14 protein-coding genes are annotated in these 15830 nt (G+C 55.7%); 4 read left to right on the plus strand and 10 right to left on the minus strand.

The features are described 5' to 3' along the window. Positions 1-46: 46 nt before the first annotated feature. The gene (locus OGY07_RS13745) at positions 47-328 is read right to left on the minus strand and encodes a YjcB family protein (protein WP_042291177.1); all 282 of its coding nucleotides are present in this window, start codon (positions 326-328) and stop codon (positions 47-49) included. Positions 329-909: 581 nt separating this feature from the next. Between OGY07_RS13745 and pdeC the strand changes: the two genes are divergently transcribed. Continuing rightward, positions 910-2496 carry a cyclic di-3',5'-guanosine monophosphate phosphodiesterase PdeC gene (gene pdeC, locus OGY07_RS13750; protein WP_286601866.1) on the plus strand — a complete coding sequence of 529 codons (1587 nt, stop codon included), beginning with the start codon at positions 910-912 and terminating at the stop codon, positions 2494-2496. Between the two features lie 2 nt (positions 2497-2498). Here the strand turns inward: pdeC and soxS are convergent, their stop codons facing one another. Further along, entirely contained in the window at positions 2499-2822 is a 324-nt protein-coding gene (gene soxS, locus OGY07_RS13755) for a superoxide response transcriptional regulator SoxS (protein WP_042291172.1), read from the minus strand. An 85-nt stretch (positions 2823-2907) separates the two neighbouring features. Here soxS and soxR point away from each other — a divergent pair, with 85 nt between their 5' ends. Then, complete coding sequence (gene soxR / locus OGY07_RS13760) at positions 2908-3366, plus strand: redox-sensitive transcriptional activator SoxR (RefSeq protein ID WP_042291170.1); 459 nt, start codon at positions 2908-2910, stop codon at positions 3364-3366. A gap of 45 nt (positions 3367-3411) precedes the next feature. On the opposite strand, the gene OGY07_RS13765 is transcribed toward soxR, so the two are convergent. The 4 genes from OGY07_RS13765 to OGY07_RS13780 all read right to left on the minus strand — a co-directional run bounded on the left by OGY07_RS13765 (position 3412) and on the right by OGY07_RS13780 (position 8734). Next, positions 3412-5058 carry a Na+/H+ antiporter gene (locus tag OGY07_RS13765; protein WP_042291168.1) on the minus strand — a complete coding sequence of 549 codons (1647 nt, stop codon included), beginning with the start codon at positions 5056-5058 and terminating at the stop codon, positions 3412-3414. A 148-nt stretch (positions 5059-5206) separates the two neighbouring features. Next, positions 5207-6556, minus strand: a complete 1350-nt coding sequence (gene ghxP, locus OGY07_RS13770) for a guanine/hypoxanthine transporter GhxP (protein WP_042291165.1) — start codon at positions 6554-6556, stop codon at positions 5207-5209. A 343-nt stretch (positions 6557-6899) separates the two neighbouring features. After that, positions 6900-7568 carry a glutathione S-transferase family protein gene (locus OGY07_RS13775; protein ID WP_060570394.1) on the minus strand — a complete coding sequence of 223 codons (669 nt, stop codon included), beginning with the start codon at positions 7566-7568 and terminating at the stop codon, positions 6900-6902. Positions 7569-7822: 254 nt separating this feature from the next. Continuing rightward, positions 7823-8734 (minus strand): LysR family transcriptional regulator, encoded by a 912-nt coding sequence (locus tag OGY07_RS13780; protein ID WP_042291157.1) that lies wholly within the window; start codon positions 8732-8734, stop codon positions 7823-7825. Positions 8735-8837: 103 nt separating this feature from the next. On the opposite strand from OGY07_RS13780, the gene OGY07_RS13785 reads away from it, so the two are divergent. Then, positions 8838-9248 (plus strand): CidA/LrgA family protein, encoded by a 411-nt coding sequence (locus tag OGY07_RS13785; RefSeq protein ID WP_211934952.1) that lies wholly within the window; start codon positions 8838-8840, stop codon positions 9246-9248. Next, a complete protein-coding gene (locus tag OGY07_RS13790) occupies positions 9241-9930 on the plus strand; it encodes an LrgB family protein (RefSeq protein ID WP_042291151.1) in 690 nt (229 codons plus the stop codon). Before OGY07_RS13785 ends, OGY07_RS13790 begins: the two co-directional genes overlap by 8 nt. Positions 9931-9945: 15 nt before the next feature. On the opposite strand, the gene OGY07_RS13795 is transcribed toward OGY07_RS13790, so the two are convergent. The 4 genes from OGY07_RS13795 to acs all read right to left on the minus strand — a co-directional run bounded on the left by OGY07_RS13795 (position 9946) and on the right by acs (position 15542). After that, complete coding sequence (locus OGY07_RS13795; RefSeq protein ID WP_286601219.1) at positions 9946-11235, minus strand: Gfo/Idh/MocA family protein; 1290 nt, start codon at positions 11233-11235, stop codon at positions 9946-9948. Positions 11236-11390: 155 nt separating this feature from the next. Next, a complete protein-coding gene (actP, locus tag OGY07_RS13800; protein WP_042291146.1) occupies positions 11391-13040 on the minus strand; it encodes a cation/acetate symporter ActP in 1650 nt (549 codons plus the stop codon). After that, the gene (locus tag OGY07_RS13805; RefSeq protein WP_042291143.1) at positions 13037-13351 is read right to left on the minus strand and encodes a DUF485 domain-containing protein; all 315 of its coding nucleotides are present in this window, start codon (positions 13349-13351) and stop codon (positions 13037-13039) included. Before OGY07_RS13805 ends, actP begins: the two co-directional genes overlap by 4 nt. 232 nt (positions 13352-13583) lie before the next feature. Then, a complete protein-coding gene (acs, locus tag OGY07_RS13810; RefSeq protein ID WP_060570391.1) occupies positions 13584-15542 on the minus strand; it encodes an acetate--CoA ligase in 1959 nt (652 codons plus the stop codon). Positions 15543-15830 lie beyond the last annotated feature (288 nt).

Raw genomic sequence — 15830 nt, forward strand, 5'->3', positions numbered from 1 at the left:
TGGACTGACCAGGCCCCCGTCGGGATTGCAAACGCGGTGCCGGGAATCAGGTCAATACCATCGGCCATTCGGGCGGGGTGTGGCTCATCACTTCGACCATAACGGATTCGATGTTTTTCCAGATGGCGGAGATATCCATCAGGGTGATGCCGAGCAGCCCGGTGGCAAACCAGCAGGCGGCGATAACGCCCAAACCGCTGCTGATAACAGCCAGGCCAATATAGTCGGATTTACGAAAACGGATATTCAGCGTACTGGCTAAAAACATCAGCACGGCGCTCAGCAGTGGCCAGCGGAGAAGCACCACGCCAGTGGTTAGGGTTGCCATGAAACATTTCCTCTGAAAAGCAGGGTGCCCGGACAGCGCGGCGTTTTCACGGGCGTGTAACACTCTGGCTATCGACAGGCATTCACATTAACACGAATGAAACGTTGTTTCTGTTTCATAATTTATGTGAACTATATCACGTTAATGAGCTTATTTTCCAGCCAGGGCGAGGATTTTTTGTTTGCTTTTTAACCATGCTTTGCGTGTGGGTAAAGGTGTTCAGCGGAAGTAAAAGCATCGGGGCGTCTGGTCGGAATAGACCGTTAATAACGCGCGATTAAGTCGACCTTTTTTGGTTTGTCCAAAATAATACCGGGAAATTGAACGCCACTGCTTAATAGAAATGATGGCTTGCCAGGAATGAACCACGAAATGATATTAATAACCCCTGATATTATCAGACTTTTACTAATAAAAGTCAGTTGCTAATATTGTAGGATTCATGCAACGTAACACCCCTGTGTGATTTATACCTGTCATGCTTCAGATTGCCCGTGCGTTGGCGGCAATGGCAATTATCCAGGTATGGCATCCGGCCTCGATAATAACAGGCGTATAATATGCAGGGATATAGGGCTGAAATGAATCATCAGGCGCGACGGAAGATGCTGAGGTTTCTCGGGATAATCATGGTGGTGTTGCTTCCCATGATGTTAGCGCTATGGTTTGCCCAATTGCGAGCCGTATCCCAGACCAGTCATCAATTGCGTATATTCGCACAACTGACATTAGATAAAACTGAACTGGTTATTTTACAGGCTGACTTAGCGCGCGACGCCGCCGAACAGTATCAGGGACAAGCCTGTACCCCCGCACATCGGCAAAGAATGTTAAATATTATTCGTGGGCGTCTTTATATCAATGAGTTAATTTATGCGCAGGGTAATCGCTTTTTATGTTCAACGGTCATGGCGCCGACCACACCCTTTATTATGCCGGACGCTGAGTATAAACGAAAACCTGATGTCGCGATTTATTACTTCCGTGACACGCCCTTTTTTACAGGCTACAAAATGGCGTATATGCAGCGTGGCAATTACGTTGCAGTGATCAATCCCTTATCCTTCAGCGAAGTGATGACAGAAGATCCGGCGCTTGCCTGGGGCGTTTTCGACACGGTTACCGATACGTTCTTTTCCGTCAGCGAAAAAGCGTGGGTTGCGGAGCTATTGCCGCTGGTGCGCCGCGGTCAGTCCGTGTTTCAGCAGGATGGCCGTTTTTACACGCTCGTTCATTCCGATAAACGCCCCATCGCGGTGATTGTTTCGACAACGACCGGTCGATTTTATCAAAATCTGTACCAGCAACTGCTTTTCACCCTTCCGCTTGCCGTGCTTTGCAGCATACTGCTGTTGCTGCTCTGGTCGCGGGCGCGTCGGCAATACAGGTCGCCGCCGCGGATGCTGCAGCGGGCGCTTAAACAGCGCCAACTGTGCGTACACTATCAGCCGATTATGGACATCAAAAATGAGAAATGCGTGGGCGCGGAAGCGTTGCTGCGCTGGCCTGGATACAACGGACAGGTCATGAGTCCCGCCGAATTTATCCCCCTGGCGGAAAAAGAGGGGATGATCGCGCAGATCACCGATTATGTGGTGGAGGACGTTTTCCGGGAGATGGGGGCGTTTCTGGCGGCAAACCCGTCGCTGTATATTTCGATCAATCTCTCCGCGTCAGACTTCCATTCTTCCCGACTGATTGCCCTGATCGCCAACAAAGCGCGTCAGTACGGTGTGCTTGCGCAACAGATCAAAGTGGAAGTCACTGAGCGGGGCTTTATCGACGTGCCGAAAACCACGCCGGTTATTCAGGCGTTTCGTCAGGCGGGCTACGAAGTGGCGATCGATGACTTTGGCACCGGCTATTCCAACCTGCATAACCTGTATTCCCTGAAGGTGGATATCCTGAAGATCGATAAATCGTTTATCGACACACTCACCACGAACAGCACCAGCCACCTGATCGCGGAGCATATTATCGAGATGGCCCAAAGCCTGCGGCTGAAAACCATCGCGGAAGGCGTGGAAACGGCGGATCAGGTCAACTGGTTGCTTAAGCGCGGCGTACAGTATTGTCAGGGGTGGCACTTCGCGAAAGCGCTGCCGCCGCAGGCGTTCATCGACTGGCTACAGCAGCCGCCCGCACGTCTGATGTCGCGCGGGCAGTAAACTTACAGACGATGGCGGTAGTCGCTGGGGGTACGATCAAACTCCCGGCGAAAAACGCGGGAAAAGGTCTGTTGTGATACGTAGCCTAAATCCATAGCGATATCGAAGATGGGTCGCTCGGTATTACGCAACTCCACGGCGGCTAACAGCAGTCGGCGCTGGCGGATATAGTCGCCGAGCGTCTGGCGCATCACGGTGCGGAACATCCTTTGTAAATACCATTTTGAATAGCCTGATTTTTTCGCGACCACATCAATGTTCAGCGGTTGGTCGATATGTTCATCAATCCATTCAACAAGGGTCTGAATAATTTGCTGATGGGACATAGCGTTGCCTCTTTTTCAGGGTTCGATTCGTCTTTTGTCTGCGGGCGAGTATAATTCCTCAAGTTAACTTGAGGTAAAGCGATTTATGGAAAAGAAATTACCCCGCATAAAAGCCTTGCTGACGCCGGGCGAAGTGGCGAAACGCAGCGGTGTGGCGGTATCCGCGCTGCACTTCTATGAAAGTAAAGGGTTGATTAGCAGTACTCGTAACAGCGGCAATCAGCGGCGGTATAAGCGCGATGTGTTGCGTTATGTGGCGATCATTAAGATTGCCCAACGGATCGGCATTCCGCTGGCGACCATCAGCGAGGCGCTTGGGGTACTGCCGGAAGGCCATACGTTGAGTGCGAAGGAGTGGAAGCAGCTCTCTTCGCAATGGCGGGATGAACTGGACCGGCGCATTCATACGCTGGTGGCGCTGCGCGATGAGCTGGACGGTTGTATCGGCTGCGGCTGCTTATCGCGTAAGGATTGCCCGTTGCGGAACCCTGGCGACCGACTTGGTGAACAGGGTACCGGCGCGCGGCTGCTGGAGGATGATTAACGTTTTTCGCCGACCCGGACCGCTAAGCGCATCCGGGCGACAGGATTACTGATTCTCAATCAACAGCGCTTCCAGCAAATCAAGGTCATGCAGCAGCTTTTGCAGGGTCTCATTGCTGATCTCACGCGTGGCGCGCAGGTGGTACAACTCCGCGCGTTCAGAACGCAGCGCGGCAAGGCGGAAACGACGCTCGAGGTTCTCTTCCTGTAGCGAACTTTCGACATCGTTGCGTCCGTCAGCGCGGCGACGCAGGTTACCGATGACCCGCGAACTCACTTCGGTCAGCAGTTGGTTGTCGATGTTCTCCTCGGTATCCGCCGCCAGGCGCTCTTCCATTTTCTGAATCGCTACTATCGCCACTTCTGCCGTTGCCGCGCGCGCGATGCGTTCCTCTTTCAGTTGCTGCGAATGGTCAGCCACTTCCAGATGTTGCAGCAGTATCGGCAGCATTATCACGCCAACGAACAGCGAGAACAGGATCACCCCGGCGGCGAGGAACACCAGTTCGTAACGCGCCGGGAAAACGTTGCCATCCGGCAGCAGCAGAGGAATGGAGAGCACACCCGCCAGCGTGATCGCCCCGCGCACCCCCGCGAAAGAGGCGATAAGAATTTCACGCGTGGTCCACGATCCAAACTCCATCGGTTTCTTTTTCAAAAAACGCATGCTGAATTTTTTCATCGTCCACAGCCAGCCGAAGCGCACCAGCATCAGCGCGACGTAAATCAGCACGATGTCGGTAAACAGCATCCAGATTTCGACGTTTGGATCGGCTTCCGCCGCCACCAGCGACGACTCGAGAATACCAGGCAGTTGCAGGCCCAACAGTAAAAAGACCATGCCGTTAAACACAAACTCCAGCATCGCCCAGGTACTGTTGGCGCGCAGACGCATAGCCAGCGGCGCGCGGCGCATGACGCCGGAACGGGTGATGGTCATCCCGGCGGCGACTGCCGCCAGAATTCCCGACACGCCGATGTGTTCGGCAATCAGGTAAGAGGCGAACGGCAGCAGGAACAGCAGCACGATCTGTGTCGCGGGTTCATCGCCGCCCCAGCGGCTAAGAAAACGCAGCGAACGCCCGTACAGCCAACTGACCACAAAGCCCGCGAGGATACCGCCAATCGCCACCTTAAGAAATTCCACGGTTGCGCCGCCAACGGTAAAGATCATTGTGCCCATCGCCACCGCGACGGCAAACTTCAGCGACACCAGGCCAGAAGCGTCATTCATTAACGCTTCGCCCTGTAAAATGCCCATGATCTTCTTCGGAATACGTCCTTCACCGACGATGCCGGAAAGCGCCACCGCATCGGTTGGCGACAGCACCGCCGCCAGCGCAAAAGCGGGTATCAACGGGATGCCCGGCACCAGCCAGTAAATCAGAAAACCGATGCCGACAACGGTGACAATCACCAGCGCCAGCGCCAGGCCGAAGATCTCTCGCCCGTGTTCAAGGAATTCGCGCGTCGGCGTCTTCCAGCCGTCGGCGAACAGCAGCGGCGGAATAAACAGAACTAAAAACAGTTCGGGATCAAATTCCACATGCAGACCAAATGTGGGCCATGCCAGCAGTGCGCCGATGGCAATCTGCATGAGGGGTAAGGGGAGCTGGAAGGGCAATACGCGCGTAAATACCCCGGACAGCGAGACCACAAGGGTCATGATGAGTATTGTGAAAAAAATTTCCATGCGTTCCCTGTTTGCGATGTTTTTTATGTGCCTGAGAGGCTTCGTGCCTCGATTTTACCTTTTTCAGAGTATCGCAAAAGACAACGAAATGTGCGGTGAAAATAAAAACGGGCGGCCAAAGCCACCCGTTTTCGGAATCACTTCGCGATCAAATCGCCCAGCCGCCCGCGTAGAACGTCACCAGCGCGATGGCGATCACCACCGTACCCACGTTCAGCTTGCGCCATTCGCCGGAAACCAGACGACCAATCACCAGCGTGGCAAAGCCGATCATGATGCCGGTAACGATATTACAGGTCAGCACGATGAACACCGCTGTGACCAGACCCGCCATCGCGTCGACGAAGTCGGCGAAATCAATTTTCGCCACGTTGCTCAGCATTAACAGGCCCACGTACATTAGCGCAGGCGCCGTCGCGTATACCGGCACCAGATAGGACAGCGGAGAGAGGAACAGGATCAGCAGGAACAGAACGCCGACGGTGATCGCTGTCAGGCCGGTTTTACCGCCCGCTGCCGTCCCTGCCGCGGATTCGATATACACCGCTGCCGGCGCTGCGCCCACCAGACCGGAGAACACGCTGCTCAGGGAATCTGTGGTCAGCGCTTTGCCGCCGTCGATGATCTGGCCGTCTTTGTCGAGCAGATTCGCCTGCCCCGCCACGGCGCGGATGGTGCCGGTTGCGTCAAACACTGCGGTCATAACCAGCGCCAGCACGCTTGGCAGCACCACCGGATTCAGCGCGCCCATGATATCCAGGCTGCCAATCAGCGATTTGCCGTTTTCATCGCTCAGCGACGGCATCGCGAAAATGCCGGAGAATTTCACCGCCGGATCACAGATCAGCCCGACAATCGAAATACCAATGATGGTCAACAAAATGCCGCCCGGCACTTTCAGCTTTTCAAGGCCGAGGATTACCGCCAGTCCGACCAGCGACATGATCACCGGGAACGTTGCGAAGTCACCCAGCGCCACCGGCAGGCCATCCAGTGGGTTTTTGATTACCAGGCCTACGCCATTTGCCGCAATTAGCAGCAAAAACAGGCCGATACCAATACCGGTGCCATGCGCGACGCCCTGCGGCAGATTGCGCAAAATCCAGCTACGAATGCCGGTCGCAGAGATAATGGTAAACAGAATCCCCATCAGGAATACCGCGCCCAGCGCCACCGGCACGCTGATCTGCTGACCGAGCACCAGGCTGAACGCGGTAAATGCGGTCAGTGAAATGGCGCAACCGATCGCCAGCGGCAGATTCGCCCACAGCCCCATAACGATGGAGCCTAACCCCGCCACCAGACAGGTCGCGACAAATACCGCAGCAGGCGGAAAGCCAGCTTTGCCCAGCATGCCCGGCACCACGATAACCGAGTACACCATCGCCAGAAACGTTGTTAACCCGGCAACCACTTCCTGACGGACAGTGCTTCCACGTTGTGAAATTTTAAACCAGGCGTCAAGTGAACCGCCGGTACGCGCTGAAGGCGTAGACATAGAAAACATCCCCTGAGAGTTTATTTTTCGTCTTTATGCGTGGTGGACAATCCACTGCCAGCGAAACGTCAATTCCCTGTGCTCTGTCGCGACAAAAGGGGAGTCGCAAAAAGCAAACGTTTAGCTCCGCGCATAAAAAAACGGGTAGTAAAAAAAAGCAAACGATTATCCAGCGATCATATGGCGATTTTCAACTGAACTTTGTCGCTTTTTATGCATTTCTTGCGTTAACGACGAAGAAATCATCAACTGATGCGCAAACGTTACCGTCGATGCGCAATCTGGCAACATAATTTGCCGTGTCGTTTCGCCCATGCGCGGGGCACAGGAGACATTTTCGTCCTCACCCGCCGGGGATCTCAAAGGGGCCGCCCTGTTGAATCGCTCGCTGCCAGGCCGGACGCATTTCCACCCGTTTTTTCCATGCCTCGATGTGGGAGAGATTATCGATGCCGCCGCGCGCCAGTAGAGCAAACAGCGGGAAACTCATCTGAATGTCGGCCATGCTGAACGGTTCTCCGGCAAACCAGAGATGTTCGGCAAGGTGAGCGTCAATGAAACGCGCGTGGGTTTCCAGTTGTGGATTGAGATACGCTTTCTGCACGCCTTTTCCCAGCGCACCGCCCAGCGTGCGCAAGCCAAAGGGAACCGGCGGCTTGCCAAGACTGACAAAGACCAGTTTCATCAGCAGTAACGGCATGAGCGAACCTTCCGCATAGTGCAGCCAGAATCGGTACTGCCGCTTCTGTTCCGCGTCGGCGGGTTTAAATTTGCCTTCGCTGTCGTAGGTTTCCTGCAAATATTCAAGGATTGCACCCGATTCCGCAATGACGACGCCGTTATCCTCCACCACGGGCGACTTGCCGAGCGGATGCACTTTTTTCAACGCCGGCGGGGCAAGCAGGGTCTTTTCACGCTGGTAACGGACAATCTGGTAGGGCAGCGATAGTTCTTCCAGCGCCCAGAGAATGCGCTGGGAACGAGACTGGTTTAAATGATGTACCGTTAGCATGTGAGGCTCCTGTGAATTCATCTTCTTAACTATAGAAAATTGTGGAAGATGACGAAAAAAATTCGGCTAAAAAATCACCACGTCGGCTGGCAAACAGGCGGCCTCGGCATACACTTACAGTATCAACACAAACCGGAACCTCCACCACGTGCTCGAATGAGGGGTGTTGACGTCGGGGGAAACCCTCCCGTGAACTCAGCGGGATAGAGAGAAAGACAAAGACCGGAAAACAACTAAAGCGCCCTTGTGGCGCTTTAGTTTTTTGCCGGGTTGATGGTTTGCGATGCCCCTGCCCAGAATCCTTCGCAACATGAAAGCCACGCTTTGGCGCTATGGGAAAGGTAGACCCCTTCGCGCCAAATCATCCCGAGCTGCCAGCGCAGTTCGCTTTCCAGCGGGATCCAGCGCAGCGTGTTTTTATCCAGCCGTTCACAGATGGGCTCCGGCAGAATAGCAATGCCGACGCCTGCCTGTACCATCGCCGCAAGAAAATCCCACTGTCCGCTGCGTACCGCAATGCGCGGCTTGACGTTGCGTTCGCTAAAAAGCTGCATCAGCTGACGGCTCAGGGCGAAATCTTCGTTGTAAATCAGCAGCGGGTGCTCTGCCAGCGTTTCGGGGGAAACGGACTCACAGGTTGTCCACTGACCGGCACGGGGCGCCAGGACGCAAAGCGGATGGTTAAACAGCGGCAGGGTCGCCAGACCGCTTTCAGCTTCTATCGGCAGCGCGGTCATCGCCACGTCCAGTTCGCCATTCATCACCGCCTGTTGCACCGTCAGGCCGCCAAACTCCGCGACCTTCAGCTCGACGCCCGGATAGCGCTGGCGAAACAGACTGATAGGACCCGCCATCAACATGCCGACCATGGGCGGAATGCCTAACCGTAGCAGGCCTTTGTTGAGATGGTTGATGTCTCCCAGCTCCGCTTCCAGTTGGCGAAACTCCGCCAGAATCGCCAGCCCGCGCTCAAACACCACCCGTCCGGTGTCCGTGAGCAAAAGCTTGCGCCCGTCGCGGATCAGCAGCGTGCAGTTAAGCTCGTCTTCAAGATTTTTTAACATCTTGCTGATGGTGGGTTGCGTGACATACAACTTCTCCGCCGCGCGGGTGAAACTCTGCTGACGCACCACCTCGACAAAATAACGCAGCGTTCTGATGTCCATGACTATTCCTTACGACTATGCCCGCAATGATTTTAATTCATTTCTTTCATCGACGGGCGCTCTCTATACTGGCGCTCCGAATTATTTTTCAGGACATCCCTTCATGGCTGTGGCGATACGCCGCATTACGCCTGTTGTCGTACAGCGACTTCAGGTTCCGGTTCAGGTTCTGCTGTACGCTGGTCTGTTTATCGTTGCGCAAAACCTTGTCTCCTGGCTGCATTTGCCGCTTCCGGCCAATCTGGTGGGCATGGTGCTAATGCTGACGCTGATTGTGTGTCGGATCCTGCCGTTGCGCTGGGTGCGGGCGGGGGCCCGCTGGCTGCTGGCGGAAATGCTGCTGTTCTTTGTGCCCGCGGTGGTGGCGGTGGTGAACTATGCGCAACTGCTGTTGATCGACGGCTGGCGTATTTTTGCCGTGATTGCGCTCAGCACCCTGATGGTACTCGGTGCGACCGCGTGGGTGGTGGACAAGGTGTATCGCTATGAGTTGCGCAGGTTAAATCGTGAGTAATTTTCAGCTTAGCGCGCTCTGTCTGGTCATCACACTGGTCATCTATTTTCTCAACAAGCGCCTGTATCGCCGCTTTCGCCGACTGCCGCTGATGCCGCTGGTGCTCACCCCGGCGCTGCTGGTGTTGATGCTGGTGTTTGGGCATATCTCCTGGCAAAGCTATATTGGCGAGTCGCACTGGTTATTGTGGCTGCTTGGTCCGGCGACCATCGCCTTTGCAGTGCCGGTCTACGACAATTTTGCCATCATCAAACGTCACTGGATGTCCCTTAGCGCAGGCGTGGTGACGGCAACGGTGGTGGCGGTCACCAGTTCGGTCTGGCTGGCGCGGCTGTTTACGCTCTCCGATGAAATCCAGCGCAGCCTGGCCGTTCGCTCGGTGACCACCCCGTTTGCGCTGGCGGCGGCGGAGCCTATCGGCGGACAGCCGGATCTGGTGGCGCTGTTCGTGGTGGTGACTGGCGTGTTTGGCATGGCGGTTGGCGATGCGCTGTTTCTGCGGCTGTCGATACGCGAAGGTATGGCGAAAGGCGCCGGATTCGGCGCGGCGTCTCACGGCGCAGGAACGGCGCGCTCCTACGAACTGGGGCAGCAGGAGGGCGTCGTCGCCAGCCTGGTGATGATGCTCTCCGGCGTGGTGATGGTGCTCATTGCGCCGCTGGTCGCGAAGCTGATGTTCTAACCAGCGGCGGTTGGGTTATGTCAGACGCGACGCCAGCGCAAATTCGTTAAAGTGGACCGGACGCTGCTGCTGCATGGAGAGGTTTCCGGCGATGCCGGTGAGGATCGACATCGCCCCGGCGCGGTGGTCGGCGGCGCGCTGAAGCGGGTCGTGTTTCACCTCGCCAAACAGATCGGCGAGCATCGCGTTGTCGCCGCCGCCGTGTCCGCCTTCGCCCAGCGTGAAGTCAGCTTTCCACGGCGCGGCAAACATTGGGAAGACGGTGATATCGCAGGTCTCGAGGCTGCCTTCGTTGGCGCGTTCGCCGCCAGCGTTAACGTACGATTTCTCGACGATCTTCATCTCCAGACGGCCTTTGCTGCCGTTAAAGACCACGTTCAGCCCTTCCCAGGGCAGATAAGTGTTCAGTGAATACGTCAGCTGTACGTCATTCTGATATTTCACCAGCACCGACATCGTATCTTCAATGGTAATGCCGTCGCTGAACACGCTCTGGTCGCGGAAGTAGCTATCCTCATGTTCCGCATCCAGATAGAGCGCTTTCAACTGCGGATTCTCTGCCATTTGCAGGGCAAATGGGTCGTCTTTCGCCTGCGGGTAGCCGTGGGCGCGGGGATAAAACTGCGTGACGCCGCGTCGTTCGGCGTTCTCTCTGCCATAAAAACGCAGGCCGCCTTCAGCGTAAACGCGCGCTGGCGTGCTGGCCAACCAGAAGTTCATCAGGTCGAAATGGTGGGTCGATTTATGCACCAGCAGGCCGCCGCTATTGCGCTTTTCGCGGTGCCAGCGACGAAAATAGTCTGCGCCATGCTCGGTGTTCAGCAGCCATTCGAAGTGGACGGAATAAACCTCGCCGATCGTGCCGTTCATCAGCAGTTCGCGCACTTTGCTGTGGTGTGGGGCATAGCGATAGTTGAAGGCGACGCGCACCTGGCGGCCTGTTTCTTCAATGGCATCCAGAATACGCAGGGCGCGCTTTTCGTCGACAGTCATCGGTTTTTCGGTGATCACGTCGCAGCCCGCATGCAGCGCCCGGACGATGTAATCATCGTGGGTGCGGTCCATGGTGGTAACGATGATAATGTCCGGGCGCGTTTCACGGATCATCTCCTCAAACTGCTGCGCTTTCCAGGTCGATACCGGCGCAGCGCCCTCTTTTTCCAGTAATGTGTTGGCGTAGTTCATCCGGGTCTGGTTGGTATCGCAGAAGGCAACCAGCCGGGCGTTCTCTTTCCATTGCCCGCCAATTGCCGAAATATACAGTCCAGCGCGACCGCCGGTTCCTACCAGGGCATATTTCTTCATCGCATTCCCTTCTCTTAAAATGAATTAACGTGTTGATGTAATAAAAACAGCGTTTCACTCTTGTTTGGGTACTGTAGCGCTATCGCGGGAGATGGGTAGAACGCAGGAAGAAAAATGTGATCCCCGGCCATAAAGACCGGGGAGTGGGAGAGTGATTAATGGGCGCGGCCTTGTTCGACGCCGTATCCGGTCTGGGAACGGATAAACTGGGCGCGGAACTGCTCGCGTTCGCGGTTTCCTTCCGCTGAGTTATCGGTGGCCGAGAAGAACCAGATGCCGAGGAACGCCACGGTAATGGAGAACAGCGCCGGGTATTCGTAGGGGAAGATCGCCTTTTCGTGACCGAGGATCTGTACCCAAATCGTCGGGCCAAGCACCATCAACACCACTGCCGTCAGTAACCCTAACCAGCCGCCCATCATCGCGCCACGGGTGGTCAGCTTCGACCAGTACATGGAAAGCAGGATGATCGGGAAGTTACAGCTTGCCGCGATGGCAAACGCCAGGCCGACCATGAAGGCAATGTTCTGGTTTTCAAACAGTACGCCAAGAATAATGGCGATGACGCCCAGCACCAGTACGGTGATTTTCGACACCCGCAGTTCTTCGCGCTCGGTGGCGCCTTTACGAAACACGTTGGCGTAGAGATCGTGTGAAACCGCCGACGCGCCCGCCAGCGTCAGTCCGGCCACCACCGCGAGAATAGTGGCGAAAGCGACCGCGGAGATAAAGCCGAGGAACAGATTGCCGCCGACCGCGTTAGCCAGATGCACCGCCGCCATATTGTTGCCGCCAATCAGCGCGCCCGCCGCGTCTTTGTACGCCGGATTTGCCCCGACCAGCATGATCGCGCCAAAGCCGATAATAAAGGTCAGAATGTAGAAGTAACCCATAAAGCCGGTGGCGTAGAACACGCTTTTACGCGCTTCGCGCGCGTCTGACACCGTGAAGAAGCGCATCAGGATATGCGGCAGACCGGCGGTCCCGAACATCAGACCAAGGCCCAGCGACAGCGCGGAGATCGGATCTTTTACCAGCCCCCCAGGGCTCATGATGGCGGTGCCTTTCGGATGAACCGCCATTGCTTCGGTAAACAGGTTATTGAAGCTGAAACCGACGTGCTTCATCACCATAAAGGCCATGAAGCTGGCGCCGAACAGCAGCAGCACCGCTTTGATGATCTGCACCCACGTCGTCGCCAGCATACCGCCGAATAGCACGTACATCATCATCAGCACGCCGACCAGCACCACCGCAATGTGGTAATTCAGACCAAATAACAGTTCGATGAGTTTGCCCGCGCCGACCATCTGGGCGATCAGATACAGCGCCACCACCACCAGCGAACCGCAGGCGGAAAGAATGCGGATCGGGCCTTGCTTGAGACGGTAGGAGGCCACATCGGCAAAGGTATAACGTCCCAGATTACGCAGGCGCTCGGCGATCAGAAACAGAATGATCGGCCAGCCCACCAGGAAGCCCAGCGAGTAAATCAGGCCGTCGTAGCCGGAAGTGAACACCAGCGCGGAGATGCCCAGAAAAGAGGCGGCAGACATGTAGTCGCCCGCAATCGCCAGTCCGTTCTGAAAACCAGTAATATTGCCGCCCGCCGTGTAGTAGTCGTTGCGCGAACGCACGCGTTTAGAGGCCCAGTAGGTAATTCCGAGCGTAAATACGACAAAAATCAAAAACATAATAATGGCCTGCCAGTTGGTTGGCTGGCGCTCTACTGTACCGCTAAGGGCATCCGCCGCGTTGGCCGCGAAGGGTAGTGTGGCGGCAAGCGCCGTCAGGACTCTCTTCATGATGCGTTAACCTCGTGCAGTACTGCATTATTAAGACGGTCGAATTCGCCGTTCGCCCGCCAGATATAAATGCCGGTCAGAATAAAGGAGATCAGAATGACCCCGACGCCAATGGGGATACCCCGGGTGACGCTGGTTCCCGCGTGGAGCGGCGTACCCAGCCAGCCAGGCGCGAAAGCAATCAGTAAAATAAAGCCGATATAAATCACCAACATGATGACCGACAGAAGGGTGGCAAACCGTTGCCTTTTTTCGACTAACTCCCTGAAACGCGCACTGTCTTCTATCCGCTGATAAATAGTGTCATTCATCACAGAGCTCTCCAGAGGCCCCCTGCGTCTTTCGCGCCACAGGTGCGTTGGCCGCACTTACCCACCCCAGTCGCCTGGTTCACTCTGCGACTGGGGATGTGTTCGTTTGCCGCCTTCCTGCAACACGAAATCCTTTGGGGGGTTTTATATATTCCCTCCCGATGAAGAGAGGGGTAAGGTCAGAAATGTCGGCCGGATAAAACGCTTCGCAGCGCCATCCGGCCTGTTCTCATTATGAAGGCATCGCGATAGCCTGCTTCTCTTCGAGCAGTTTCTCTACCACGCCAGGATCGGCAAGGGTCGAGGTATCGCCCAGATTGCTGGTATCGCCTGCCGCGATCTTGCGCAAAATACGGCGCATAATTTTGCCGGAACGGGTCTTCGGCAGGGAATCGGTCCAGTGCAGCACGTCCGGCGTCGCCAGCGGACCAATCTCTTTTCGTACCCAGTTGCGCACTTCCGCGTACAGTTCCGGAGAAGGCTCTTCGCCGTGGTTCAGGGTCACGTAGGCATAAATCGCCTGGCCTTTAATGCTGTGCGGAATACCCACCACCGCCGCTTCGGCGATTTTGGGATGCGCCACCAGCGCGGACTCAATCTCCGCGGTGCCCAGACGGTGACCGGACACGTTCAGCACGTCGTCCACGCGACCGGTGATCCAGTAATAGCCATCTTCGTCACGACGCGCGCCGTCGCCGCTGAAGTACATATTTTTAAAGGTCGAAAAGTAGGTCTGCTCGAAACGCTCATGATCGCCGAACAGCGTGCGCGCCTGACCCGGCCAGGAGTCGGTGATCACCAGGTTGCCCTCGGTCGCCCCTTCCTGCGGATTGCCTTCGTTATCCACCAGCGCAGGCTGCACGCCAAAGAACGGACGGGTGGCGGAACCGGCTTTCAGCTCTGTCGCCCCCGGCAGCGGGGTGATCATGAAACCGCCGGTTTCGGTCTGCCACCAGGTATCGACCACCGGGCATTTCTCATTGCCGATCTTTTTCCAGTACCACTCCCACGCTTCCGGGTTGATCGGCTCGCCAACGGAGCCGAGAATGCGCAGGGAGGAACGGTCGGTGCCCTCGATCGCTTTGTCGCCTTCCGCCATCAGCGCACGGATCGCGGTTGGTGCAGTATACAAAATCGTGACCTGATGCTTATCGACCACCTGCGCCATACGCGCTGGCGTCGGCCAGTTGGGCACCCCTTCGAACATCAGCGTCGTGGCGCCGCAGGCCAGCGGGCCGTACAGCAGGTAGCTGTGTCCGGTGACCCAACCCACATCGGCGGTGCACCAGTAGATGTCGCCCGGATGGTAGTCGAACACATATTTAAAGGTGCTCGCGGCATACACCAGATACCCGCCGGTGGTATGCAGCACGCCTTTCGGCTTGCCGGTAGAGCCGGAGGTATAAAGAATAAACAGCGGATCTTCCGCATTCATTTCAACAGGCTGATGCTCAGCACTGGCATTTTCAATGACGTCGCTCCACCACAAATCGCGGTTTTCCGTCCAGTCGATAGTGCCGCCGGTGCGCTTGAGCACAATCACGTGTTCGATGCTTGTTACGTTCGGATTTTTCAGCGCGTCGTCGACGTTTTTCTTCAACGGAATGCTGCGCCCGGCGCGCACCCCTTCATCGGCGGTGATCACCAGCTTCGAGCTGGAGTCGATAATGCGTCCGGCAACCGCCTCCGGCGAAAAACCGCCGAAGATCACCGAATGCACCGCGCCGATGCGCGCGCAAGCCAGCATCGCGACGGCGGCTTCCGGCACCATCGGCATATAAATCGCCACCACGTCGCCTTTCTTAATGCCTAACGCCTGCAGGGCATTGGCAAAGCGGCAGACGTCACGATGCAGTTCGCGGTAGCTAATGTGTTTACTCTGCGACGCGTCGTCGCCTTCCCAGATGATGGCGGTGCGATCGCCATTTTCCGCCAGATGGCGGTCAAGGCAGTTCGCCGCCAGGTTGAGCGTGCCGTCTTCGTACCATTTAATCGAGACGTTGCCCGGCGCGAAAGAGGTGTTCTTTACGCGTGTATACGGTTTGATCCAGTCGAGAATTTTGCCCTGCTCGCCCCAAAAGGTATCCGGCTCGTTAATTGATTGTTGATATTTTGCCTCATACTGCTCCGGGTTTATCAGGCAACGGTCCGCAATATTGGCGGGAATGGCGTGTTTATGTATTTGGCTCATGGCTTTTGTTCTCCTTGTAAGATGTTAATAATATGTCTCATAAACGTTAAATGTAGGGGTTTAGTCAGTTTTGTTTAGTATTTGCGCGGCAGATCACGCAATAACGGAACTGTGCAAATAATCGGCAATACGTTTTTTGAAGAAGGCCAAAAAAAGTTGTGGAATTCTTTTCGCAACAGACGGTTATGTTAATTTTTTATGAAGGTGCTTCGACGAGGAAAAGCACAAAGGGAGTAGCAATAAAACGGGGTGACTAACTCTAAAGTGGTATTTTACATACACTTACAA

Source organism: Citrobacter sp. Cs237 (assembly GCF_030332325.1).
In the GTDB taxonomy this organism is placed as follows: Bacteria; Pseudomonadota; Gammaproteobacteria; order Enterobacterales; family Enterobacteriaceae; genus Citrobacter_A; species Citrobacter_A sedlakii.

Bases quoted from the DNA above. Each gene is read 5' to 3' on its own strand.
- OGY07_RS13745 (WP_042291177.1), bottom strand. From the start codon at position 328: ATGGCAACCCTAACCACTGGCGTGGTGCTTCTCCGCTGGCCACTGCTG.
- OGY07_RS13795 (WP_286601219.1), bottom strand. From the start codon at position 11,235: ATGAAGAAATATGCCCTGGTAGGAACCGGCGGTCGCGCTGGACTGTAT.
- OGY07_RS13780 (WP_042291157.1), bottom strand. From the start codon at position 8,734: ATGGACATCAGAACGCTGCGTTATTTTGTCGAGGTGGTGCGTCAGCAG.
- ghxP (WP_042291165.1), bottom strand. From the start codon at position 6,556: ATGTCTACGCCTTCAGCGCGTACCGGCGGTTCACTTGACGCCTGGTTT.
- OGY07_RS13805 (WP_042291143.1), bottom strand. From the start codon at position 13,351: ATGAATGACACTATTTATCAGCGGATAGAAGACAGTGCGCGTTTCAGG.
- acs (WP_060570391.1), bottom strand. From the start codon at position 15,542: ATGAGCCAAATACATAAACACGCCATTCCCGCCAATATTGCGGACCGT.
- actP (WP_042291146.1), bottom strand. From the start codon at position 13,040: ATGAAGAGAGTCCTGACGGCGCTTGCCGCCACACTACCCTTCGCGGCC.
- soxS (WP_042291172.1), bottom strand. From the start codon at position 2,822: ATGTCCCATCAGCAAATTATTCAGACCCTTGTTGAATGGATTGATGAA.
- OGY07_RS13785 (WP_211934952.1), top strand. From the start codon at position 8,838: ATGGCTGTGGCGATACGCCGCATTACGCCTGTTGTCGTACAGCGACTT.
- pdeC (WP_286601866.1), top strand. From the start codon at position 910: ATGAATCATCAGGCGCGACGGAAGATGCTGAGGTTTCTCGGGATAATC.
- OGY07_RS13765 (WP_042291168.1), bottom strand. From the start codon at position 5,058: ATGGAAATTTTTTTCACAATACTCATCATGACCCTTGTGGTCTCGCTG.
- soxR (WP_042291170.1), top strand. From the start codon at position 2,908: ATGGAAAAGAAATTACCCCGCATAAAAGCCTTGCTGACGCCGGGCGAA.
- OGY07_RS13775 (WP_060570394.1), bottom strand. From the start codon at position 7,568: ATGCTAACGGTACATCATTTAAACCAGTCTCGTTCCCAGCGCATTCTC.